Annotated in this window: 26 protein-coding genes; 5 read left to right on the top strand and 21 right to left on the bottom strand. The window is 73.2% G+C overall.

The window, feature by feature from the left end; all coding sequences use genetic code 11:
* Nucleotides 1-120: 120 nt before the first annotated feature.
* From ACZ6RT_RS15155 to ACZ6RT_RS15145, 3 genes are all read right to left on the bottom strand, one after another.
* On the bottom strand, nucleotides 121-576 hold the full coding sequence (locus ACZ6RT_RS15155; RefSeq protein ID WP_470153983.1) for a cold shock domain-containing protein: 456 nt from the start codon (nucleotides 574-576) through the stop codon (nucleotides 121-123).
* 162 nt (nucleotides 577-738) lie between these two features.
* Nucleotides 739-1,962 carry an MFS transporter gene (locus ACZ6RT_RS15150; protein WP_470153981.1) on the bottom strand — a complete coding sequence of 408 codons (1,224 nt, stop codon included), beginning with the start codon at nucleotides 1,960-1,962 and terminating at the stop codon, nucleotides 739-741.
* Between the two features lie 190 nt (nucleotides 1,963-2,152).
* Nucleotides 2,153-2,329: a hypothetical protein gene (locus ACZ6RT_RS15145; RefSeq protein ID WP_470153980.1), complete on the bottom strand. Its 177-nt coding sequence runs from the start codon at nucleotides 2,327-2,329 to the stop codon at nucleotides 2,153-2,155.
* 9 nt (nucleotides 2,330-2,338) lie between these two features.
* Here ACZ6RT_RS15145 and ACZ6RT_RS15140 point away from each other — a divergent pair, with 9 nt between their 5' ends.
* A complete protein-coding gene (locus ACZ6RT_RS15140; RefSeq protein WP_470153979.1) occupies nucleotides 2,339-2,863 on the top strand; it encodes a hypothetical protein in 525 nt (174 codons plus the stop codon).
* Here ACZ6RT_RS15140 and ACZ6RT_RS15135 read toward each other — a convergent pair.
* Nucleotides 2,812-3,342: a YbaK/prolyl-tRNA synthetase associated domain-containing protein gene (locus ACZ6RT_RS15135; RefSeq protein ID WP_399189098.1), complete on the bottom strand. Its 531-nt coding sequence runs from the start codon at nucleotides 3,340-3,342 to the stop codon at nucleotides 2,812-2,814. The two genes, ACZ6RT_RS15140 and ACZ6RT_RS15135, sit on opposite strands and share 52 nt — an antisense overlap.
* The gene (locus ACZ6RT_RS15130) at nucleotides 3,332-3,634 is read right to left on the bottom strand and encodes an ArsR/SmtB family transcription factor (protein WP_399189099.1); all 303 of its coding nucleotides are present in this window, start codon (nucleotides 3,632-3,634) and stop codon (nucleotides 3,332-3,334) included. The genes ACZ6RT_RS15135 and ACZ6RT_RS15130 overlap by 11 nt, the downstream gene beginning before the upstream one ends.
* A 206-nt stretch (nucleotides 3,635-3,840) precedes the next feature.
* Between ACZ6RT_RS15130 and ACZ6RT_RS15125 the strand changes: the two genes are divergently transcribed.
* Nucleotides 3,841-4,803 carry a threo-3-hydroxy-L-aspartate ammonia-lyase gene (locus ACZ6RT_RS15125; protein WP_399189100.1) on the top strand — a complete coding sequence of 321 codons (963 nt, stop codon included), beginning with the start codon at nucleotides 3,841-3,843 and terminating at the stop codon, nucleotides 4,801-4,803.
* A 391-nt stretch (nucleotides 4,804-5,194) separates the two neighbouring features.
* Here the strand turns inward: ACZ6RT_RS15125 and ACZ6RT_RS15120 are convergent, their stop codons facing one another.
* From ACZ6RT_RS15120 to ACZ6RT_RS15100, 5 genes are all read right to left on the bottom strand, one after another.
* The gene (locus tag ACZ6RT_RS15120) at nucleotides 5,195-5,497 is read right to left on the bottom strand and encodes a hypothetical protein (protein ID WP_470153976.1); all 303 of its coding nucleotides are present in this window, start codon (nucleotides 5,495-5,497) and stop codon (nucleotides 5,195-5,197) included.
* A 192-nt stretch (nucleotides 5,498-5,689) separates the two neighbouring features.
* The gene (locus tag ACZ6RT_RS15115; protein WP_470153974.1) at nucleotides 5,690-6,580 is read right to left on the bottom strand and encodes an ATP-grasp domain-containing protein; all 891 of its coding nucleotides are present in this window, start codon (nucleotides 6,578-6,580) and stop codon (nucleotides 5,690-5,692) included.
* A gap of 32 nt (nucleotides 6,581-6,612) precedes the next feature.
* Nucleotides 6,613-7,668 carry a MerR family transcriptional regulator gene (locus ACZ6RT_RS15110; protein WP_470153972.1) on the bottom strand — a complete coding sequence of 352 codons (1,056 nt, stop codon included), beginning with the start codon at nucleotides 7,666-7,668 and terminating at the stop codon, nucleotides 6,613-6,615.
* Nucleotides 7,669-7,819: 151 nt separating this feature from the next.
* On the bottom strand, nucleotides 7,820-8,152 hold the full coding sequence (locus tag ACZ6RT_RS15105; RefSeq protein WP_399189106.1) for a DUF3140 domain-containing protein: 333 nt from the start codon (nucleotides 8,150-8,152) through the stop codon (nucleotides 7,820-7,822).
* Nucleotides 8,142-8,378: a DUF2945 domain-containing protein gene (locus tag ACZ6RT_RS15100; RefSeq protein ID WP_399189108.1), complete on the bottom strand. Its 237-nt coding sequence runs from the start codon at nucleotides 8,376-8,378 to the stop codon at nucleotides 8,142-8,144. Before ACZ6RT_RS15100 ends, ACZ6RT_RS15105 begins: the two co-directional genes overlap by 11 nt.
* A gap of 239 nt (nucleotides 8,379-8,617) precedes the next feature.
* On the opposite strand from ACZ6RT_RS15100, the gene ACZ6RT_RS15095 reads away from it, so the two are divergent.
* Nucleotides 8,618-9,337 carry a formylglycine-generating enzyme family protein gene (locus ACZ6RT_RS15095; protein WP_470153970.1) on the top strand — a complete coding sequence of 240 codons (720 nt, stop codon included), beginning with the start codon at nucleotides 8,618-8,620 and terminating at the stop codon, nucleotides 9,335-9,337.
* A gap of 89 nt (nucleotides 9,338-9,426) precedes the next feature.
* Here the strand turns inward: ACZ6RT_RS15095 and ACZ6RT_RS15090 are convergent, their stop codons facing one another.
* Entirely contained in the window at nucleotides 9,427-9,819 is a 393-nt protein-coding gene (locus tag ACZ6RT_RS15090; RefSeq protein WP_399189112.1) for a MerR family transcriptional regulator, read from the bottom strand.
* A 57-nt stretch (nucleotides 9,820-9,876) separates the two neighbouring features.
* Between ACZ6RT_RS15090 and ACZ6RT_RS15085 the strand changes: the two genes are divergently transcribed.
* Complete coding sequence (locus ACZ6RT_RS15085) at nucleotides 9,877-11,259, top strand: MFS transporter (protein WP_470153968.1); 1,383 nt, start codon at nucleotides 9,877-9,879, stop codon at nucleotides 11,257-11,259.
* A 54-nt stretch (nucleotides 11,260-11,313) separates the two neighbouring features.
* On the opposite strand, the gene ACZ6RT_RS15080 is transcribed toward ACZ6RT_RS15085, so the two are convergent.
* Nucleotides 11,314-12,312, bottom strand: coding sequence for a zinc-dependent alcohol dehydrogenase family protein (locus ACZ6RT_RS15080; protein ID WP_470153966.1), 999 nt, complete (start codon nucleotides 12,310-12,312; stop codon nucleotides 11,314-11,316).
* Nucleotides 12,313-12,413: 101 nt separating this feature from the next.
* Between ACZ6RT_RS15080 and ACZ6RT_RS15075 the strand changes: the two genes are divergently transcribed.
* Nucleotides 12,414-13,334 (top strand): AraC family transcriptional regulator, encoded by a 921-nt coding sequence (locus tag ACZ6RT_RS15075; protein WP_399189118.1) that lies wholly within the window; start codon nucleotides 12,414-12,416, stop codon nucleotides 13,332-13,334.
* A 130-nt stretch (nucleotides 13,335-13,464) separates the two neighbouring features.
* Here ACZ6RT_RS15075 and ptsP read toward each other — a convergent pair whose 3' ends face one another.
* The 9 genes from ptsP to ACZ6RT_RS15030 all read right to left on the bottom strand — a co-directional run bounded on the left by ptsP (nucleotide 13,465) and on the right by ACZ6RT_RS15030 (nucleotide 21,535).
* Nucleotides 13,465-15,150: a phosphoenolpyruvate--protein phosphotransferase gene (ptsP, locus tag ACZ6RT_RS15070; protein WP_470153964.1), complete on the bottom strand. Its 1,686-nt coding sequence runs from the start codon at nucleotides 15,148-15,150 to the stop codon at nucleotides 13,465-13,467.
* On the bottom strand, nucleotides 15,143-15,463 hold the full coding sequence (locus ACZ6RT_RS15065) for an HPr family phosphocarrier protein (protein ID WP_470153962.1): 321 nt from the start codon (nucleotides 15,461-15,463) through the stop codon (nucleotides 15,143-15,145). Before ACZ6RT_RS15065 ends, ptsP begins: the two co-directional genes overlap by 8 nt.
* A 79-nt stretch (nucleotides 15,464-15,542) precedes the next feature.
* A complete protein-coding gene (locus ACZ6RT_RS15060; RefSeq protein WP_399189125.1) occupies nucleotides 15,543-16,568 on the bottom strand; it encodes a zinc-dependent dehydrogenase in 1,026 nt (341 codons plus the stop codon).
* Complete coding sequence (locus ACZ6RT_RS15055; protein ID WP_399189127.1) at nucleotides 16,565-17,023, bottom strand: PTS sugar transporter subunit IIA; 459 nt, start codon at nucleotides 17,021-17,023, stop codon at nucleotides 16,565-16,567. Before ACZ6RT_RS15055 ends, ACZ6RT_RS15060 begins: the two co-directional genes overlap by 4 nt.
* Nucleotides 17,016-17,324, bottom strand: a complete 309-nt coding sequence (locus ACZ6RT_RS15050) for a PTS lactose transporter subunit IIB (protein ID WP_399189129.1) — start codon at nucleotides 17,322-17,324, stop codon at nucleotides 17,016-17,018. Before ACZ6RT_RS15050 ends, ACZ6RT_RS15055 begins: the two co-directional genes overlap by 8 nt.
* Before the next feature lie 3 nt (nucleotides 17,325-17,327).
* Complete coding sequence (gene mtlA / locus ACZ6RT_RS15045; protein WP_470153960.1) at nucleotides 17,328-18,461, bottom strand: mannitol-specific PTS transporter subunit IIC; 1,134 nt, start codon at nucleotides 18,459-18,461, stop codon at nucleotides 17,328-17,330.
* A gap of 62 nt (nucleotides 18,462-18,523) precedes the next feature.
* The gene (gene pfkB, locus ACZ6RT_RS15040; RefSeq protein WP_399189134.1) at nucleotides 18,524-19,465 is read right to left on the bottom strand and encodes a 1-phosphofructokinase; all 942 of its coding nucleotides are present in this window, start codon (nucleotides 19,463-19,465) and stop codon (nucleotides 18,524-18,526) included.
* Nucleotides 19,462-20,223, bottom strand: a complete 762-nt coding sequence (locus tag ACZ6RT_RS15035; protein WP_399189136.1) for a DeoR/GlpR family DNA-binding transcription regulator — start codon at nucleotides 20,221-20,223, stop codon at nucleotides 19,462-19,464. The genes pfkB and ACZ6RT_RS15035 overlap by 4 nt, the downstream gene beginning before the upstream one ends.
* 259 nt (nucleotides 20,224-20,482) lie before the next feature.
* Nucleotides 20,483-21,535: a hypothetical protein gene (locus ACZ6RT_RS15030; protein WP_470153957.1), complete on the bottom strand. Its 1,053-nt coding sequence runs from the start codon at nucleotides 21,533-21,535 to the stop codon at nucleotides 20,483-20,485.
* Between the last annotated feature and the right edge of the window lie 26 nt (nucleotides 21,536-21,561).

Genomic DNA, 21,561 nt, shown 5'->3' with positions numbered 1-21,561 from the left:
ACCACCCCCCCCCCCCCCACCCCTTTCTCTCCCCCCCCCCCCCCCTTTCGCCCCCCCCGGGACCCCCCCCTCCTGGGCGGCGGGACACCCCCCCCGGGACGTGCCGGTCGCGCGGGGGTGTCAGTCGTCGACCCAGCCGTGGGACCGGGCGAACGCGAGGAAACGCTGCCTGACCTGGCCGATCTGCGCGCCCGTCAGCGTGGGCGCGTGCTCGATGAGCAGCTCGGTGACCGCGCCGTTGAACGACTTCGCCGACAGCACGTCGCACACGCCCTCGTCGTCGCCGGCCTGCCCGGAGGCGCCCGTGGCGGGCGACGCCTGCGCCGTCGCCCCCGGAATCGGCGCCACCGTGACCGGCCGCCGGACCGGGGGCGGGTCCAGCAGGCTGACGGTCGACACCTTCAGCCCGCGCTCGCCCTCCATGACCTCGTACTCGACCCGGAGACCGGGCTGGACCACATGCCTGTTCTCACCGAAGTCGTTGGCGTGGAAGAACACGTCCTCGCCACCACCCAGCGCGGCGATGAACCCGTATCCGCGCACCTCGTCGAACCGGAGAATCGTACCGACTGCCACCACGACACCGCCTGCACAGAGAATCACGACGCTCTACCCGGCCTCGCCGGAACCGCCCGGACGAGGGCCCGGCACGCCTGTCGCGCCGGACCGTCCGATGGTAGCCCGCGGACCCGCCCGGCGCGCCGGTCACGCGAGGATCACGCGGGGCTCACGCCGGGCTCAGACGCGGCGCAGCCGCCGGATCGGTGGCGTCAGCAGCAGTGCCGCGCAGACCGCGAAACTGACGCCGGTGGAGACGAGCAGCAGGTCCAGGGGGGCGACGAGTTCGGAGACCGGCCCCACCAGCGCCTGCCCGACGGCGACCCCGGCCACCGACCCGGCCACCTCGTAGGCGGTGACCCGGTTGAGGACGTCGGGGGTGACCTGCGTCTGGACGCTCGTCGACCACATCACCGACCAGAACGCCCAGGACATCCCGCCCACCAGGTGGCCCGCCATGAGCAGCGGCAACGGCAGCTCCAGCGTCACCGACAGCGGGATGAACGCGAACCCGACCATGGCCGCCCCGCCCGCGGCGAGCGGCCGCGAGGGCCGGAACCGGATCGCGATCAGCCCGCCGACGACCGTGCCCGCGCCGAGGCCGGCCATCACCCAGCCGTAGGCGGCCTCGCCGAGGCGGTCGCCGATCAGGCGCGAGCTCAGCGGGATGTAGGGGCCGAAGACCAGGATGCCGAAGAACACCCAGATGAGGATCACCGACCACATCCAGCTCCGGGAGCGGAACTCCGTCCAGCCCCGGCGCAGGTCGCGCAGGACCGTCGAGCGCTCCGCGGCCCCGGCGGCCGGTGCGAGCCGGATGAAGACCAGGCACAGGCCGCTGAGCAGGAAGGTCCCCGCGTCCACGGCGTACACGGCGCCCGCGCCGGTCAGCGCCATCAGCAGGCCGGCGAGGACGGGCCCGCCGAGCTGGGTGGCCGCGTCGGCGATCTTCAGGGTGCCGTTGGCGCGCTGCGGGTCCCTGGCGACGAGGGGGACCATGCCGTTGACGCCGGGCTGGAACATCGCGGCGGCCACCCCGGACAGGAACGAGGCGGACATCAGCAGCCACAGCGGCGGGACGCCGGTGAAGAAGGCGACGGCCACCGCGGTCTGGGTGAAGATCCGGACGACGTCCGCGCCGACCATCATGGTCCGGGCGCCCACCCGGTCGGCGAACACCCCGCCGAACAACACGAAGATCACGAACGGGGCGGTCCAGACGGCCAGCACGTAGCCGACGCCGGCCACCCCGTAGATCGCGCCCACGGCCAGCGCCGTCGCGACGGGCATCATCGCGTCACCGAGCAGCGACACCACGCGGGCACCGAAATACAGCGTGAAGTCCCTGGTCCAGAGCCTGTCCGGCACGGCGAGGGACGGTTCGCGACCGACGAGCGCGGTCATGTCCTGAGCTCCATGAGCTCCCATCCTGGACATCCCGGAAGCCCACCACAGGCGTCCACAATGACATCATTAGGTACATTCGTGCCATGAGACACCGCGTGGTCACCCTGGTCGGCCCGGTCCAGGAGATGTACCCGGTGACCAGTGCCTCCGCCGTCTTCGGCTACCACGGCCCGGACATCCCCGAGCACTACACGTTCTCGCTCTGCGCCGAGCGTCCGGGGCCCGTACGGACGACCATGGGCGTCGACGTGATCGTCGAGCGCGGGCTGGAGGCCCTGGCCGAGGCCGACACCCTGCTCGTCTCCGGCTGGTGCGCGGGCCCGGAGGTCTCCCCGAGCTGGGCGCGGCCGTCCTCGCGGCCCATGCCCGCGGCATGCGGATCATGGCCATCTGCTCGGGCATCCACGTTCCGGCGAGCCTCGGCCTGCTGGACGGCCGCGCCGCCGCCACCCACTGGGAGCTGGCCGACGAGCTCGCCGCCCGCTACCCCCGGATCCGTCCGGACGCGTCCGTGCTGTACGTGGACCACGGTGACGTGGCGACGGCCGGCGCCTCGGCCACGACCGTCGACCTCTGCCTGAACCAGGTGCGGCGCGACCACGGCGCGACCACGGCGCGACCACGGCGCGGCCCTGGCGATGCGGATCGGCCGTCAGCTGTCGGCCGCGCCGCACCGGGAGGGCGGCCAGCGCCAGTACCCCGGGCTGCGGACCACCGGCCCGGTCCCCGACTCGCTCGCCCCGCTGCTCGTTCCGCTGACGCGACCGGGTCCGGCCGGGAGCGTCTCGCGGCCGGTTCGGCCGGTTCGGTCGACTCGGGCGGTTCGGCCGACTCGGCCGGGGACGGTCAGGGTGCGGCGGTGACGGGCGCCATCCGGGGGGCGGCCAGGCGCACGTAGTCGTCGGTGGCCAGCGCGATCGAGCGGTCCAGCCGGGCGGCGTTGAAGAACAGCTCCGGCGACGCGAGCAGCGCCGGGTCGGCGACGAGCTCCAGCCGGGGGTCGTAGGAGAACGGCAGCACGGTGCCGCTCACGCTGCCTGCCAGCTCCTCGGCCCTGTCCCTGGCCGCGAAGGCGACGTAGGTCCCGCCCAGCAGGACCTTGATCGCCTGCAGGTCCAGGCGGGCGTCGCCGGGCACCACGGCCAGCACGTGCCGGGTCTGCTTCTTGCCGACCTTGACCATGACGATCAGACATTTCGCGGCCTGCGCGACGTCGTGCCCGCGCAGGGCGCTGACCAGGTCGGTGCGTCCTTCGGGCGGGTGGTCGATCAGCCGGTAGCGCGCGCCACCGGCCTCCAGGTCCGCGATCAGGCGTTCGTAGGGGTCGAGGCCCGCCGCCACGGCCGGCGCGGCACCGCCCCGCACATCACCAGTCACCGCTCAACAACTCCTTGGCCTCCGCGATGCGGTCCTCGTCACGCCGGTAGAACACCCACTGCTTGATCTTCGTGCCGCGGATCAGCCCCGCCCGGCCCAGCACCTTCAGGTGCTCGCCGCAGGTCGGCTGGCTCACTCCCAGCTTCTCGGCGATGAACAGCGAGCAGACCCCGTCACGGACCAGGTCGCCGTCGCGTTGCGGCGGGAAGTGCCGCTCGGGGTCGCGCAGCCACTCCAGGATCAGCAGCCGCTTGTCGCTGGCCAGCGCCTTGACCAGATCCACGTCGATCACTACGGCATTATGGCAATTAGCTAATCACCTGTCGAATCGGCCGGTCCCCGCTTCCGGAGGCCGTACCGCGTCCCGGCCGCCGGTGCGGAGGGGATCCGCGCCCTGTGCTGCGGAGGGGCGCCGGGCGGCGGTACGGAGGGCAGGGGCGCCGCATCGATCCCGGGAACATACGATTTCCTCCGAGGAGAACCAGGAAAGGCGGATCGATGCTCCGGTCAACGACGTACCAGGACGTGCGGGGTGCCGCCGCCCGCATCGCGCCGTACGCCCATCGCACCCCGGTGCTGCGCTCGCGGCGGATCAACGAGGAGCTCGGCGCCGACGTCGTGTTCAAGTGCGAGAACTTCCAGCGCATGGGCGCCTTCAAGTTCCGCGGGGCGTTCAACGCCCTGTCCCGGTTCACCCCGGACCAGCGCCGCGCGGGCGTGGTGACCTACTCCTCGGGCAACCACGCCCAGGCGATCGCCCTGTCGGCCCGGCTGCTGGACATCCCGGCCACGATCATCATGCCGCACGACGCGCCGGCCTCGAAGGTGCAGGCCACCAAGGGCTACGGCGGGCAGGTCGTCGTCTACGACCGCTACACCGAGGACCGCGAGGAGATCGGCCGCGCGCTGGCCGCCGAGCGCGGCCTCACCCTGATCCCGCCGTACGACCACCCGGACGTGATCGCCGGTCAGGGCACCGCCGCCGCGGAGCTCTTCGAGGAGGTCGGTGACCTCGACGCGCTCTTCGTCCCGCTGGGCGGGGGCGGGCTGCTGGCGGGCACCGCGCTGTCGACGCGCGCGCTCTCACCAGGCTGCGCGCTGTACGGCGTCGAGCCCGAGGCGGGCGACGACGGCCGGCGGTCGCTGATCCAGGGCTCCATCGTCCACATCGACACCCCGAGGACCATCGCGGACGGCGCGCAGACCCAGCACATCGGCGCCCACCCGTTCGAGATCATCCGTCGTGAGGTCAACGACATCCTCACCGTCACCGACGCCGAGCTCGTCGGGAGCATGCGGGTCTTCGGGACCGTCATGAAGATCATCGTCGAGCCCACCGGGTGCCTGGGGTTCGCGGCCGTCAGGAGAAGCGCGGAGGGGCTGCGCGGGCGGCGGGTGGGAGTGATCGTCAGTGGCGGCAACGTCGACCTCGACCGCTACGCGGCACTGCTGACCTCCTGAGACCGGGCCTCGCCCTCGGGGCTTCCGGCCGGATCACGGTCGTCTTCCGGTCGTCGGCCGGTCCGCCGTCGTGCCGGTCCGGCGTCGTGCGGGTCAGGTGCCTCGTGGGCCGCGCGGGCCCGTCGCCTCGTGGGCCCGTCGCCGTGCCCGGCGGTGCGCCGGGGCACGTGAGCGGCGCGACACGGGGCGGTGACCCCCGTCCGCGCCGCCGCACGGCCGTCACGGCCTTCGGGTGATCTCGCGGGATCGTCGCGCGGCCCGTGCGGGACTCACGCGACGTCCTCGCGAGGAACTTCTCCCCCGAGGCCCCTTTCCGGGTTCCCCGAACCGCCGAGGCGCGTTCACGGTGCCGGACGTGCCCGGTGGTCTTCGAGCCGGTACGGCGGCCGCCTCAGCGGCGGTCGTCGTGCCGCGCCCAGCTCCCGGCCTTCGCCAGCCCCCGGGCCACCATGTAGCCGATGGTCAGGAAGGTGATGTACCGGATGGCCTGCTCGGCCCCGAAGGGGTCGCCGCCGCCACCGCGGACGTCGTCGCCGACGACCAGGGCCGTGATGACGACCGCGACCACCGCGGCGATATAGACCATGAACTCGGTCGTCTTGAACGCCGGTCGCGTCTCCGTCGTGTGGTCCTCGTGACGCGCTGCGTTCGGACGGCCGGTCGACTGGCTCGGGACTGTCTGAGGGTTGCTCATGTGTCTCGTCTCCCCTGCTCTCTGGAAGGTGCTGGGGTCTGAATTAATGCATTATGTGCATTACCCCGGAGGTCCCTACCGAAACCACGACACCCTTCCTGAGCTGGGACGATGCCTCGGGAAGCCGTCCGGGGAACCCTTCTGGAGATCGTCGTCCCCCGCTCCCGCGGGCGTTCCCGGCGAGGGCGCCGCTCATCCGCCGGTCGTGTCGCCGACGCCTTGGAGCGCCTCGATCAGCACGGCCGGGTCCGTGCTCGACGGCCGGTCGCTCACCTGGCCGTCGCCCACCTCCAGGACCCTCCAGACACCGTCGGACCGCCGCAGCAGATCGGTCGTGACGAAGCGGGACCCCAGCCTCCGGACCGCCGCCCGCACCTCCTCCAGGTCCTCGGGCGCGGCCGTCCCGCCGTCCGGCTCGTCCGGGTGCGGGCCGACGAGCACCGGCTCGCCGTCGAGCCACCAGACGCGCACCTGACCGTCCTCGAACTCCTCGAACCTGCGGATCACCAGCCCTCCGGTCAGGTCCTCTCCCTGCAGCTCGACGAACCTGGCCGCCACCCGCTCCAGCGCGGCCGGATCGGGGGCGTAGCAGGCCTGCGACCACTCGTGCTTGCGCGACTTGACGTAGTCCTTCACCACGAACGCGCCGCCCCCGAGCCGGGCCGCCGACCTGGCCAGCAGGTCCGTCGGCAGGTCCGTCGGCACAGCGCCCTCCCCGGGCGTCAGCGGCAGGACGACCGTCTCCGGGGTCAGCTCCCGGAAGGCGTCGATCCAGCCCGGCAGCTCGTGGCCCGACCGGTAGGCCTCGCCACCGGTGAGCAGCCGGCATCCCCGGGCGAGCAGTGCCCGCTCCAGCTCGGCGTACCGCTCGGAACGCAGCATCCAGCCCCGGTACCAGGCCGGCCCGAACCCGGGCGGCACCCGCGCCACGGCCTCGCCGGCCCGGCCCGCCACGAGCGCGTCGTGGTCGATGAGCGCCGACCGGCCCTCCGACGCGCGGACGGCCCGCGCCTCCGGCTCGAAATGCGGATCGGCCCGCCGGGGCCGGAGCGGATCGGCACAGAACAGCAATCCCACGGTCATGACCGGCAGGGTAGAGGGTCGGCGTCCCGGGCTCACCCGGTTATCCGGGCGCGGGAGCCCGCGGGCGTATCCGGCGTACCCGGCTCACCGTCTCGCCGGGCCGAGGCACGAAGAGCCGCCGCGATCCACGTGAAGAACGCGGGTCCCTCCTCGCCCGTGTCGGGCGGCGTCCCGTTGATCACGGCCACCAGGGACAGGTACCTGCCATGAGTGGCGTAGTAGCGGGCCTCCTCCGGGGAGTCCTCGCGCTGGATCCTCTCGGCGAGCAGGAAGGCCTCGGCCAGCCGGTCCCGCGATCCGGCCGTGACCTGCCCGCCGAAGACCTCGGCGGTCGCGTTCGCCATGCGGGCGACCGGCTCCCGCGCCGCGGGAGAGTCCGCCGGCAGCCCGGAACGATACCCCTCCAAGAGCTCCTCCCCCACCTTCGCCCCCTCCGTGTGGATGAAGTCCCACACCGGCGCGGCGGCCAGGCGCCGTCCCGGGAACGTGCCGTAGGCGTCCCGGAGCCAGGAACGGACCGCGCCACGGAACTCCTCGCCCCGTACCAGGTCGGCCAGCTCGATCCAGGCTTCGAGCTGGGCGGCGGTGGGGTCCTCCGGCAGACGCGGCCGCGTCGTCCGCAACCGCTCGACGAAACCCGGGGGAACGTCGAGGGCTTCGCCGACCTCGTTCCAGAAGTCGTCGACGAGCCGCTCACGCTCCTCGTCGGGCATCGAGACGAGTTTGTGCATCAGGGCCACCTGCGCTGCCGTGCCCCCCTGCTTGACGAGGGTCCTCAGCACGGCCCGTCTGGCCCGCAGGTCGCGCTCCTGACGCTCGACGAGCTCCAGGTGCGTCGCGAGGAGATCCTGCAGTGACGTCTCACCGTCGAGCAGCCGGCGGATGTCGTCCAGGCCGGCGTCCAGGTCGCGAAGGGTACGGATGAGTTCCAGCCGGGCGATCGCCCGGATGTCGTAGAGGCGGTGGCCCGCCTCGGTCACGCGGGTGGGTGTGATGATCCCGGCATCGGAGTAGTACCGGACGGCGCTGACGCTCAGACCGGTCCGGCGCGCCACGTTCCCGATCGGGTACGGCTCGTTTTCGTCCATGCCGTCACTATGAGGTCTCAAGCGGCTTGAGACTCAAGTCCCGCTCACCGGCGTGAAGGCTCCGGGCGCGGATCGGGGACGTCCGGGCACGCGTCAGGGGCGCCCGTCCCGAGCGGTGGTCAGGACCCGCCGAGATCCCCGGAGCCCGGCCTCACTTGAGCGGGTCGTGCCCCCAGTTCATCAGGGAGCGCCGCCAGGGGGTCTCGGCGACGTCTCCCCCGGGACGCTGCGCCAGGTGGCGGTGGACGTACCCGACGACCTTCCGCATGTGGGCGTAGTCGTCGTCGTCCAGGTCGCTCCGGCGCTTGCGCAGGATCTCGATGATCCGGCGGCCGGAACGGTGGCCCGTCGACTCGCCGCCACCGGAGCTGTCACCGACCGCCTTGGACTCGTCGGTGCCGAGCCAGCCCTCCAGCTCGGCGGCCGTCATGTTGACCGCCCGGTCGAAATCCGCGGCGATCCGGTCCCTGCCCTCAGTCTTCATGATCCTTCTTCCGCAGCGCCGACGGCTTGTGCACGGCGGTCCTGCCGCTCTTGTCGCTGCGGACGAGGTACTGGGGATCGTCGGCGGAGGCGTCGACGGTGCGCCCGGCCTTCTCGGTCCGCCGCGTGATCTTCTCTTCCACCCGGCCCGAGGTGGTGACCCCATGGCTCTGCCAGGTGACGGCGTCGCCCACCTGCGGTTCTTCGGGCTCGCGTTCGTCGCTCATGAACGCCGCGTACCCGGCCGTGACCAGCGCCCACCTCCACGAACCCCCAAAAAGGACAAAAACCACGCCTGAGGGTCACGGCGCCGACGGGGGCCACCCGTGCCGCGGACCGGCGGTGCGGGGCCGCCGGGGCCGCGGGATACGAGGGTCATCGGTGCGCGGCGGCCTGCGGGGGCCCGGTACGCGCTCACCCTCGCGAGCGGGGCCGCGGCCACCGGACGTATAGGGTGAGGCCCGCGATGAGTCCCGAACCGACGCTGCACCGGACGATCACCGAGCACACCGAGCACACCGAGCACATGGCCGAGATCCCCGCCGGGAACGTCTTCCTGCGCGACGAGGGCACCAGGACGACCTGGAAGGTCGAGCTCGGCGCCTTCCGGCTGGCGTCCCGTCCCGTGACCCGTGAGCTGTACCGCGCCGTCGCGGGCGAGGCCCCGGCGGGCACGGTGAGCCCGGCGGGCCCGCGGACGCCGGTGACCGAGGTGTCCTGGAAGGACGCGATCCTGTTCTGCAACCTGCTCTCGCGGGCCACCGGTCTCGACCCCTGCTACACGACGGGTGACGACCCCGACGGGCGGGACGTGGTCCGCGACGAGGCGGCCGGGGGGTACCGTCTCCCGACCGAGGCGGAGTGGGAGTACGCCTGCCGGGCCGGGAGCTCCGGCGTCCGCTACGGAGAGCTGGACGAGATCGCCTGGTACCGGGGCAATTCCGGCGAGCGGCTGCACGACGTCGCGACCAGGGCGCCCAACGCCTGGGGCCTGTACGACATGATCGGCAACGTGTGGGAGTGGTGCTGGGACCTCTACGATCCCGGCGTCTACGGCCCCTACCGGGTCTTCCGCGGCGGGAGCGCGTACGACCCGCCCCGGGGATGCCGGGCCTCCTGCCGCCGCAAGAGTCACCCGACCCTCCGCATCGACGACCTCGGGTTCCGCCTCGCCCGATCGTCGTGAGCGTCCGGGCCCGCCCGGTCACCGGGACGCGGCGTGCCGCTTCCGGTTCGGCGGGACATGGCGTGCCGCTTCCGGAAGGCGTCCGGGCCTCAGTCGGCGACGCGGAGGTCGAGGACCGCCTGCCTGGTGGAGGGCGGCGCCGTGTCGATCACGCCTTCCAGGGTCTGCAGCGCGGTGCTCAGCCTGGTGATGGCGGAGGTGATCCGGTCGCGTTCCCGGTAGAGGTCGAGCAGCAGTTCGGGGCAGTCGGCGATCAGCCGCCCGCCCGCCGTGCCCATGCACGGCAGCAGGTCGGCGATGGTCGCGGTGGACAACCCCGCGGCGAGCAGGTTGCGGATGTTGGCGACCGTGGCGACGTCGGTCTCGTCGTACTGGCGGTACCCGCTGGACAGGCGACGCGGGCGCAGCAGCCCCTGGTCCTCGTAGTAGCGCAGCAGCCGCTGGCTGACGCCCGTCCTGCGTTCCAGCTCCCCGATGCGCACGCCGCCTCCCGGTCCGCCCTTGACCCTGACATACATGTGAGACTTTAGCGTTCGATCATGTCCGAGAGAACGGTTGATCTGTCCGCAGGACCCCGCGAATGGCTCGGCCTCGCGGTGCTCGTCCTGCCCACGCTGCTGCTGTCCATGGACGTCACGGTGCTCTACCTGGCGATCCCCAGCCTCACCGCGGATCTGCGGCCGAGCCCCGGCGAACTGCTGTGGATCGCCGACGCGTACGGGTTCCTGATCGCGGGGTTCCTGGTGACGATGGGCACGCTGGGCGACCGTGTCGGCCGGCGCCGGCTGCTGCTGATCGGTGCCGCGGCCTTCCTGGTCGCCTCGGTGGTGGCCGCCTACGCGCCGACCGCGCAGCTGCTCATCCTGGCGCGCGGGCTGCTCGGCATCGCCGGGGCGACCCTGATGCCCTCCACCCTCGCGTTGATCGGCGGCATGTTCCGCGACGCGCGGCAGCGCGGAGTCGCCATCGGCGTCTGGGGCGCCGGCCTGTCCGGGGGCGTGGCGCTCGGGCCGGTGGCCGGCGGGATCCTGCTGGAGCGCTACTGGTGGGGGTCGGCGTTCCTGCTCGCCGTACCGGTGATGGCCCTGCTGCTGGTCGCGGGGCCGGTGCTGCTGCCCGAGCACCGCGACGCCGGGGCCGGGCGGCCGGACCTGGTGAGCGTGCTGCTGTCGCTGGCGGGGATCCTGCCGGTGGTGTACGGGATCAAGCGCCTCGCCGAGGGCGGCCACCCCACGCTCGCGCTGCTCGCCGTCGGCGCGGGCCTGGTGGCGGTCACCGTGTTCCTGCGGCGGCAGCGCACGCTCGCCTCCCCGCTCGTCGACGTACGGCTGTTCGCCGACCGCCCGTTCCGGGTGGCGCTGACGGTGCTGCTGGTCAGCCTGGCGTGCGTCGCCGGCATGTACCTGTTCGTCACGCTCTACCTGCAGCGGGTCGTCGGCCTGTCGCCGCTCGGCGCCGGGTTGTGGCTGCTCCCTTCGGCACTTGCGATGATCCTCACCTCCGTGGTGGCGCCGATGCTGGTACGCCGGATCCCGCTCCCCCGCCTCCTCGCGCTCTCACTGACGGTGTCGGCCTCGGGGTTCCTGCTCCTCACCCGGCTGGACGGCGGACCCGGGGTCGGGACGCTGGTCGCCGGCATGGTCCTCGTCTACCTCGGGTCGGGACCGATCATGGCGCTGGGCACCGAAACGGTCCTGAACGCCGCACCGGCCGAACGGGCCGGATCGGCCTCCGCCCTGTCGGAGACGAGTGTGGAGCTCGGGCTCGCCCTCGGCGTCGCCGTGCTGGGCAGCATCGGCACGTTCCTGCAGCGCGAGCACTCCTTCACCACCGGAGTGACCGCCGTCGCCTGGATCGGAGTCGCGCTCCTGACGGCGCTGGCCGCCCTGACGGTGATCGCCCTGAGCCGCCGGACCCGGTGACCGCTCCGGTGGCCGCCGGCCGTCACCCGGTCCGCCGTACGCCGGGATCGGCCGTCAGTGCCGTACGGTGACGACGATCTTGCCGAACCGGGTGTTCGACTCCAGGTGGCGGTGGGCCTCGACGATGTCGGCCAGGTCGAACGTGCGGTCGACGACGGGGGCCAGCGTCCCGGCGCGCAGGCCCGCCTCGATGAAGGCCCTGGCGCGCGCCAGGCGCCCGGGGTCGGCGGTGACGAGGTCCACGGTGAAGCCGTGCACGGTCAGCGGCCAGTTCAGGGGCAGGGGGGCCGGTCGCGGGTCCAGCCAGCCGTACACGATCAGCAGCCCGTCCGGCGCCACCGCGAGCGCGGTCTCGCTCAGGCCCGGACCGGCGACCGCGTCGAGGACGATGCGCGCACCCCGGCCACCGGTGACCTCCCGCACCCGGCCGGGGAGGTCGCCGCCCTCCCCCTCGACGAGCACGTGGGCCGCCCCCGCCTCCAGCAGCCGGGCGGCCTTGCCCGCGCTCCGGGTGACCGCGACGGGCACGGCCCCCAGCTGCCCTGCGACCTGGATCGCCGCCAGCCCGACCCCGCTGGACGCGGCGTTGATCATCACCGCGTCGCCCGCCCTGAGCCGTCCCACCTCGACCAGCGCGCCGTAGGCGGTCAGGTACGTGGTCCACACGGCCGCGCCGGTGACGGCGTCGATCGTGCCGGGACGGTGCAGGAGCAGGCGTGCCGCGACGTTCACCCGCTCGGCGTACACGCCGTGCCGTGACATCTCCTCGTCGCTGACGACGCACACCGCGTCGCCCGGCGCGAACCCCGTCGTGCCCGGCCCGACCTCCTCGACCGTCCCCGCCGCCTCGAAACCGATCCGGGAGCCGGGCAGCGTGGGTGAGTAGTAGTAGCCACCGGAACGGAACATCGCCTCGGCCCGGTTGATCCCGATGGCCTCGATCCGGACCCTGACCTCGCCCGGCCCGGGCCCGGGGAGCTCGACCTCCTCGATCCTCAGCACGTCGGGACCACCGAGTTCGTCGAAGCGCACGGTGCGCGCGTATGTCGTCATGCCACGACGCTACGAGACCTCACCGGAGACGCTCCATGCCGCAGGATCTGTCGTTCTTGTCCGTGCGTCTCGTCCGATGGACGAAGGGCTAGGCTCCCGTCATGGACGTGCTGAGCGACGCGATCATGGCCATGCGCACCGGTGTGCCGCACTCCTCGCGCACCTGCCTGCCCGCCCCGTGGGGCCTGCGCTTCGCCCCCTCCGGCGGGGCGGGCTTCCACGTCGTGCTGCAGGGGTCGTGCTGGCTGCTGATGCCGGAGCGGGAGGCGATCCGGCTCACCGTCGGCGACGTGGTGTTCCTGGCCCACGGCCGCGGCCACGTCATCGCCGACGACCCCGCGACACCGCCGGTGGACGTCGTCCAGGACGAGAGCGGGGAGTGGGTGCTGACCGAGGAGGCGCCACCGGGCCCGGGACCGGCCTCCGTGCTGCTGTGCGGCGCCTACCGGCTGAGCCGCGCGCGGGCGCACCCGCTGCTGTCGGGACTGCCCGACCTGGTGCACCTGCCGGCCAGGATCGGCGCGCACCCGGCGCTGCGCGCCACCGTCGACCTGCTGGGCGCCGAACTCGACCAGCCCGGCCCCGGCTCCGGAGCGCTGGTGCCCGCGCTGCTCGACGCGATGCTGCTCTACATCCTGCGGGCCTGGCTGCACGAACACGCCGGACAGGCCGTCACCGGCTGGGCGGCGGCGCTGGCCGACCCGGCGATCGCCGGCGCGCTGCACGCCCTGCACCGCGACCCCGCCCACGCGTGGACCGTGCAGGCGCTCGGCGCCCGGGCCGGGCTGTCGCGGGCGGCCTTCGCCAGGCGGTTCGCGGCCGTCGTGGGGCAGCCGCCGCTGGCGTACCTGACGTGGTGGCGGATGACCGTGGCCGGAAGGCTCCTCGCCACGGGCGAGGCGCCGCTGCGGGTGGTCGCGGAGAGCAGCGGGTACTCCTCGGAGTTCGCCTTCGCCAGGGCGTTCAAGCGGGAGTTCGGCATGTCACCCGGACGGTACCGGCGCACGCGGTCACGGCCGTGACCCGCCTTTCCTTTTGCGAGGGCGACCTCTTACGACAGCGGCCTCTCGCGGGACCCGGCCTCTCACCGGGGCCGGCCGGGCGCCTGGGGCCGATCCCCGGTCACCGTCGAGGGACCCGGCCGGGCCGCGCTCACCGGTCCCCGGCGACCAGCCTTCTGGCCTGGGCCGGGTCGTCGGCGTCCAGGGCGATCCTGGCGTGTTCGCGGCACCGCGCCAGGGAGTGTGCGGCGAGGCTCTCCCGCACCGCGGGCACGGCGGACGCGGACATCGACAGGCTGGTGACGCCCAGCCCGGCCAGGACGGTCGCCAGGAGCGGGTCCGCGGCGGCCTCCCCGCACACCCCCACGGGTCTGCCCGCCTCCCGCCCGGCCGCCGCGCAGTCCGCGACCAGCCGCAGCAGCGCCGCCTGCCAAGGGTCGAGCAGGTCGGCGAGCTCGCCGTGCTGCCGGTCGGAGGCGAAGGCGTACTGGCTCAGGTCGTTGGTGCCGACGCTCAGGAAGTCCAGCTCGTCCAGCAGGCGCCCGGCGCGCAGCGCGGCGGCGGGGACCTCCACCATCGCCCCGACCCGCGCGATCCCCCGGGCGCGGGCCCGGCCGGCGAAGTCGGCCGCCTCCCCCACCGTCGTCACCATGGGCGCCATCACCCACGGCTCGATCCCGGTCGTCCGGGCGGCCTCGGCGATGGCGTCGAGCTGGGCGTCGAGCACCTCGGGCCTGACCCGCGACACCCGCAGTCCCCGTACGCCCAGGGCCGGGTTGGTCTCCTCGGCCAGGCCCAGGAACGGCAGTGGTTTGTCCGTGCCCGCGTCCAGGGTGCGGATCACGACGTGACCGCCCGGCGCGGCCCGGAGGACCGCCGCGTACGCGGCCACCTGCTCCTCGTGTCCCGGAGCCTCGCGCCGGTCCAGGAAGAGGAACTCGGTGCGGAACAGCCCCACCCCCTCGGCGTCCACCTGCCCGGTTCCCCGCGCCGCGGAGGCGTGGCCCGCGCCCGGTGGTGCGAGGTCGGCGGCCGAGCCGATGTTGAGCAGGAGCCCGACCGGGTGGCCGTCGGCGGTCCGGCCGGGACCGCTGCTCGCGGACGGGCGGCGCCGGGCGTCCTCGGCCCGGCGCTGGATCGCGGCCGCGGCCTCCTCGCCGATCCCGGTCTCCACCTCGCCGCGCAGGCCGTCGACCGACACCCACGTCCCGTCGGGGATCTCGCCCGCGCCCCGGCAGGCCACCACGGCGGGCAGGCCCCGGGCGCGGGCCAGGATGGCGGTGTGGCTGGTCGGGCCCCCTGCGGAGGTGACGAGCGCCAGGACGGAGGCGGGGTCCAGGTTCACCGTGTCGGCCGGGGAAAGGTCCTCGGCGAGCAGGACGAACGGGTGGCCGGGGTCGGGCACTCCGGGGACGGGCAGGCCCAGCACCGTCGCGACGGCCCGGTTGCGAATGTCGTCGAGGTCGGCGGCGCGCTCGGCGAAGTGACCGCCCGCCGCCAGCAGCTCGCCCCGGTGGTGGGCGCAGGCCTCGTCGATGGCGTGCGCCGCGTCCGCCCCCGCCCCGACGGCCGTCTCGACGGACGCGTGCAGGCCGGGGTCGTCGGCGATGAAGGACTGCGCCTCCAGGATGGCCTTCGCCTCGGCACCGGAGGCCTTCTCCGCGCGCGCCGCCAGCTCGGCGGCCGTGGCCCGCAGGGCCCCCAGGGCCCGTTCGAGCTCGGCCCCGGGGTCGGCGACCGGGACGCGGCCCGGCAGCGCGGGCGGACCGGCCATCCGGCACGTCCGCCCGGCAGCCCGCCCGGGGCTCACCCCCAGGCCGGTCAGCGTCTCAGCCATGGACGTTCCCACCGGCGCCCCCACCGGCGCTCTTACCGGGGCTCTCGTCGGCGTCGAGGTCGCGGGCGAGCACCTCGGCCAGCGCGTCGAGCGCCTCGTCGGCGCCCGGCCCCTCCGCGTCGAGCGTGACCGCTGTGCCGTGCGTCGCGCCCAGCGCCAGCACGCCGAGCATGCTGTTGGCCGGTACGGGCGTGCCGTCCCCGACGCGGATCCGCACGGGCGTCCCCTGCCTGGCCGCGGCCTGCACGAAGATCTTCGCGGGCCGGGCGTGCAGACCCGAGCTCGACGCGATGACCACTGTCCTCTCCGGCATCTCCGGTTCTCCTTCTGCGCGTTCTGGAAGCGGTACGTGCGAGTGCGCCGCTCAGGGCTCGACGATCACGGCCCGGTGGTCACGGCTCGATGGTCACCTTGATGGCCTCGCCCCTGCCGACGACGGCGATCCCCTCCAGGACCTCCGCCAGCGGCAGCCGGTGCGTGATCAGGTCGGTGACCGGCACCGAGCCGTCGGCGATCAGTCCCAGGGCCCGCGCGTTGTGCGCGGGGCTGGACCCGTTGGCGCCGACGATCGTCAGTTCCCGGTAGTGGACCAGGTTGGAGTCACAGCGGATGATCGGGTCGTCCTTGGGCAGGCCGCCGAAGAAGCTGATCCGCCCCTGCCGGGCCGCCATCCGCAGCGCCTGCTCCTGCGCGGCGCCCGAGGCCGCTGCCGTGATGACGACGTCGGCCCCCCTGCCCTCGGTCAGCTTGAGCACCTGCTCCACCACGTCCTCGCCGTGCACGGCCGCGTCCGGGTGGACCAGGCCGGCGGCCATCTCCAGCCGCCCGGCGTTGATGTCGACGAGGACGACGCGCGCGGCGCCCCGCGAGCGCGCCAGCCGTACGTGCAGGCAGCCGATCGGGCCCGAGCCCATGACCACCACGTCGTCGCCCTCGCCCACCCGGGCCAGCTCCTGGCCGTTGAGCACGCAGGCCAGCGGTTCGGCCACGGACGCCTCGGCGAAACCGACCCCGTCCGGGATGCGGTTGACGCCGTCGACCGCGAGGACCTTCGCCGGGACGGCCATGTACTCGGCGAAACCGCCGTCGTAGTGGTAGCCCATCGACTCCTGGTTCGGGCAGACGGTCATCCGGCCCCGGCGGCACTCCCGGCACTCACCGCACGGGATGGCGGCGATCACCTGCACCCGGTCCCCCGGCTCCCACGGGCCGGTGCCCTCGACCACCTCACCGGCGATCTCGTGCCCCATCACCCTGGGCGGCCTGATGTGGTGGTGACCGTGCCGGTAGATCTTCGCGTCGGTGCCGCAGGTCGAGCAGTTGCGCACGCGTATCGTGATCTCACCTGGCCCGGCGACCGGTTCCGGCGCCTCCTCGACGCGGATGTCACCGGGGGTGTGGAAACGGGCGACCTTCACAGTGCTTCGTCCTCTTCACTCGGTTGCAGCAGCCGGACCACCTCGGCGACCTCCGTCGCCTCGCGCAGGGCCCGCGCGCGGTCGGGGTCCATCAGGATCCGGGCGAGCTCGGCGAGCAGCCGTACGTGGCCGTCGCCCCTGGCGGCGATGCCGACGCAGACCGTCACCCGCTCGCCGTCCCAGTCCACCCCGCCGGGAAAGCGCAGGACGCTGACGGCGTCGTGCCGGACGGCGTCCTTGGCCGCCGCGGTGCCGTGCGGGATCGCGACCCCCTCGCCGACGTAGGTGGAGATCGAGCGCTCTCGTTCGAGCATGGTGTCGATGTAGGAGCCGTCCACCGCGCCGACCGCGAGCAGTGCCCGCCCGCACTGGCGGATCGCGTCCTCACGGCCGGTGGCCGATGCCGTCAGGTGGACGGCGCGCGGGTCCAGCGGCAGCGGCGCCGTCTCAGGCATCGACGGTGCCGCCGCTCTTGATCGTGCTGACCAGCCTGGTCACCGCCGGGTCCCCGATGAAGACCTGGAAGGGGATCAGCACGGTGTCCGGGACGCTGGCCCTGGCGCGGTTCGCCAGGCCCGCGTGGCAGACCACCACGTCGGCGTCGGCGGGGATCGCGTTGACCGGGGCGTGCTCCACCTGCACGTTGTGGTCCTTGAGCTGCTTGCGGAGCTGGGTGGCGAGCATGACGCTGCTGCCCATGCCCGCGTCGCAGGCTACGACGATCTTGTGGATGTCCTTGCTCTCGATGCTGGCCATCGGTCAGGCCTCCTTGACGACGGGTGCGGTTTCGGGCTCTGCGCGGGTCTGTCCGGGGCTCTCGCCGGGGTTCTCCCCGACCTCGTCCCTCTCGCCCCGGCCGAAGCCGAGGAGCGCCGACGCCACGGCGAAGGAGACGAGGGTCGCGGCCAGGACGCCGGCGAGGACGCCGACCCACCCGCCCCTGGGCGTCACCGCGAGGTAGGCGAAGATGCTGCCGGGCGCCGGCGTGGCCACCAGCCCGGACCCGGTAAGGATGAAGATCATGACGCCGGTGGCGCCGCCCGCGATGACCGCGAGGATCAGGCGGGGCTTCATGAGCACGTACGGGAAGTAGATCTCGTGGATGCCGCCGAAGAACTGGATGATGATCGCGGCCGGGGTGCTGGGGCGGAGCTGGCGGGGGCCGAAGAACAGGTAGGCCAGGAGCAGGCCGAGCCCGGGTCCGGGGTTGGACTCCAGCATGAACAGGATCGACTTGCCCTGCTCGGCCGCCTGCGCCACGCCCAGCGGCCCGAGCACGCCGTGGTTGATGGCGTTGTTGAGGAACAGGACCTTGGCGGGTTCGATCAGTATCGAGGCCAGTGGCAGCAGGTTGTGGCCGATCAGCCAGGCGACCGCGGTGCTCGCGGCGCCGGTGATCTCGGTGACCACCGGGCCGATGGCCTTGAGGCCCAGCAGGGCCATGGCGCCGCCGACGATGCCGGCGGTGAAGTTGTCCACCAGCATCTCGAACCCGGCCCTGGTCCGCTCGACGGTGAAGCCGTCGACCAGCTTGAGGACGAAGGCCGCCAGCGGGCCCATGACCATCGCGCCGAGGAACATCGGCATCTCGGCCCCGACGACCACGCCCATGGTCGCGACGGCGCCCACCACGGCGCCGCGCTGGCCGTGCACCATCCGGCCGCCGGTGTAGCCGATCAGGATGGGCAGCAGCGACTTGATGATCGGGTCGACCAGGGTGGCGAACTCCTTGTTGGGCAGCCAGCCGGTGGGGATGAACAGTGCGGTGATCAGGCCCCAGGCGATGAACGCGCCGATGTTCGGCATGATCATTCCGGCCAGGTACCCGCCGAACCGCTGGATGGTCGCCTTCATCCCCGTCCCTGTGACGGTCGGGGTGTAGTCGGTGCTCATTGTGCTGCTCCTTCCGGGGTGGCCGGGGCTGAGCCGGCCTGGGAGGTGGTACCGCGCCGCCGTCAGCCCCCGGACCGCAGCGGCAGGGCGGGGTCGGCTCTGGTGACGCGGACCTCGTCGCGTCGTATGTGGTGCGGTGACGGCATCCGGCTCCCCGGCAGCCCGACCGCGGCGGTCGCCCAGGCCAGCGCCTCGACCAGGGCGGCCTCGCCCCGTGCCCCGGCGGCCAGGAACCCGGCGAGCATGGCGTCGCCGGCCCCCACGGTGCTGCGCGGCTCGGCGACCGGGCACTCGCCGTACCAGACCTGGTCGTCCTGCAGGAGGATCGCGCCGTCGGCGCCGAGGCTGGCCAGGACGGTGCCCGCCCCGCGCGCCCGCAGGTTCCGGGCGGCGGCGACGGCGTCGCCCAGGGAGGCGATCACCATCCCGGTGGCCTCTCCCAGCTCCTCCCGGTTCGGCTTGACCAGCGCCGGTGCCCCGGCGAGCGCCGAGACGAGCGCGGGGCCGCTGGTGTCGACCGCGACGTTGATGCCCGCGCCGGCGAAGCGGTGGCACAGGCGCGCGTAGACGTCGCTGGGCACCTGGGGCGGGAGGCTGCCGGAGGCGACCACCCAGTCCGCGGAGCTGGCCGCGCCGAGCACGGCCTCGGCGATGGTGTCGAGCTCGGCCGGGGACAGGGCGGTACCCGGCTCGTTGATCTTGGTGACCGTGCCGTCGGGCTCGGCCAGGGAGACGTTGGAGCGGGTGGACCCGGAGACCGGCACGGTGATCATGTCGATGCCCTCGATCGAGAGCAGGCTCACCAGCCTCCGCCCCTCGTCGCCGCCGAACGGGACCACCGCGCAGGAACGGATCCGGTTGGCCAGCAGCGCCCGCGAGACGTTGACGCCCTTGCCGCCCGGGTCCAGGTGGGCGGCGGCGGCACGGATGACGGCCCCGCGGGTCAGCGAGCCGATCTCGATCGTACGGTCCAGGCTGGGGTTGAGGGTGAGGGTGACGATCACGCCCGGACCACCTCCGCCCCGGCCGCGGCCAGCTCGGCCGCGATCCCGGTGTCCAGGCCCGTGTCGCTGATCACCACGTCGATCTCCTGGATCGCGGCGAAGCGCGCCAGGTAGGTGTTGGCGAACTTGGTGTGGTCGGCGAGCAGCACGCAGCGCTGCGCGGCGCGGATCATCGCCCGCTTGATGGCGGCCTCGGCCGGGTCGGGCGTGGTCAGGCCCTTGGCCACCGAGCACCCGTTGGCCGCCATGAAGGCCACGTCCACGTGCAGGTCGGCCAGGGGCCGCAGCGCCCAGTCGTCGACGGTGGCCAGGGTCCGGCCGCGCACCCGCCCGCCCAGCATGATCACTGTCAGGTTGGCGCGGGTGGCCAGCACCGTGGCCAGCGGCGGGGAGTTCACGATCACGGTCAGCTCCCGGTCGATCGGCAGCGCCTGGACCAGCCTGCCGGTCGTCGACCCGGCGTCGATGATGATCGCGCCGTCCTCGGGGAGCTCGGCCAGGGCGGCCTTGGCGATGCGCTCCTTCTCGCCGGTCATCACCTCGTCGCGGGCGGCCAGCTCGGGCTCGAACCCCAGCCGCTCGACCGGTATCGCACCGCCGTGCACGCGCCGCAGCACCCCGGAGCGCTCCAGCGCGGTCAGGTCGCGGCGGATGGTCTCGGTGGTGACGGCGAACTCCTCCGCCAGCGTCACCACGTCCACCCGGCCGACCGTCCGCGCCCGGCGCAGGATCTCCTGCTGCCGTTCCTCGGCGTACATGCTGTTGATTCACCGCCGTTTCCGTGTTGTTTCAGCTTTATCTACACCCGTATGTGTTGGAAGGTCAATGGGTTGATATCGCCGCAAAGCCGGTATAGAACCAAAAAACCCCAGGTCCTTACCCGGGGTTGGAAGAGTGTGGGGGATGTGGACGCCCGGCAGACCGAGATTTTGGAACGCGTTGGAAATCCGTCGCCCACCGGGACCTCCGGGCCGGTACGGCGCGTGATCACGCGCCGCCCGTCCGCCGCCCGTCCGGTCAGTCCTCCTCGGGGCCGAACGGGTCCCAGTCGGTGGCGTAGCGCAGCAGCGAGGCCGCGAGATCCCGGTGCCGGCCGGCCCACACGTCGTCGAAGACGAACCACTGCTGGTGGCCGAAGTGACCGTCCAGGTGGATGGACATCTGCGCCAGGTGCGCGCCGCACTCCAGCAGCGTCCTGGAGGGGTCGCGGCCGCGGCCGAGGTCGCCGCCGGACGCGCTCTCCTCCAGCCGGCCGAGCGCGAACGCGTGGGCCTCCGCGTGCTCGCCGAGCAGCTCGGGCGGAAGCTCCCCGTCGTACGACGGCCAGTGGTTGCACCGGCGCAGCGCCGGCCCGAGGTCGTCGTCCTCGGGCGCCACCAGCGCCCGCAGGACGAGCAGCTCGTGCGGCCACTCCTCGAGGTCCTCGGTCGTGGCGCGCAGGTGCGCCGCCAGCGCGGGCAGCCTGACGCCCGGGAAGGAGAACGGGGGCTGCCAGCAGATGCTCTCGCTGTCGTAGAAGGTCAGCAGGACCGCGTGGGTGGCGACCGCGTCCGGCCCGTGCGAGGCGCCCGCGCCGGATCCACCGGCGGTGCCCGCGTCCGGCTCGCGGGTGGTGCCCGCGCCCGTTCCGCCCTCGCGGGTGTCGTCGGGCAGCGGCCAGCCGTCGTGCAGCAGGTAGGCCACCCGCTCCGGGTGCCGGGCGGCGAGGGTGTCGTCGAAGAAGAAGTAGGGCAGTTCCACCTCGTCGTCGTCGGTATGGACCCGCACGCTGTGCTCGTCGACCAGCAGGTCGCCCTCGTGGTACAGGTGCTCGGGCAGCATGCCGGCGAGGTCGCGCCAGGAACGCGGGGCCGGGAGGTGGTGCTCGCGGGCGTCCTCGAAGATCGTGGGGAGGCCGTAGACGTCGCCTCCCAGCTCGGCGGCGACCCAGGCGCGGGCGTCCCCGGCGGGGTCGTCCACGACGGTACGCCAGCCCCGGCGGAACCAGTCGAGCACCGTGGCGTCGGGGAGACGACGGACGCGCTTGCCGAGCGGGCCCTCGTAGTGGGTGCGGTAGACGAAGTGAGTCACGGGGCACCACCATGCCGGACGCCACC

This window comes from Streptosporangium sp. NPDC050148, from assembly GCF_055586505.1.
The sequence above is the reverse complement of the archived record's forward strand: the minus strand, read 5'-3'. Positions and strand labels throughout refer to the sequence as shown.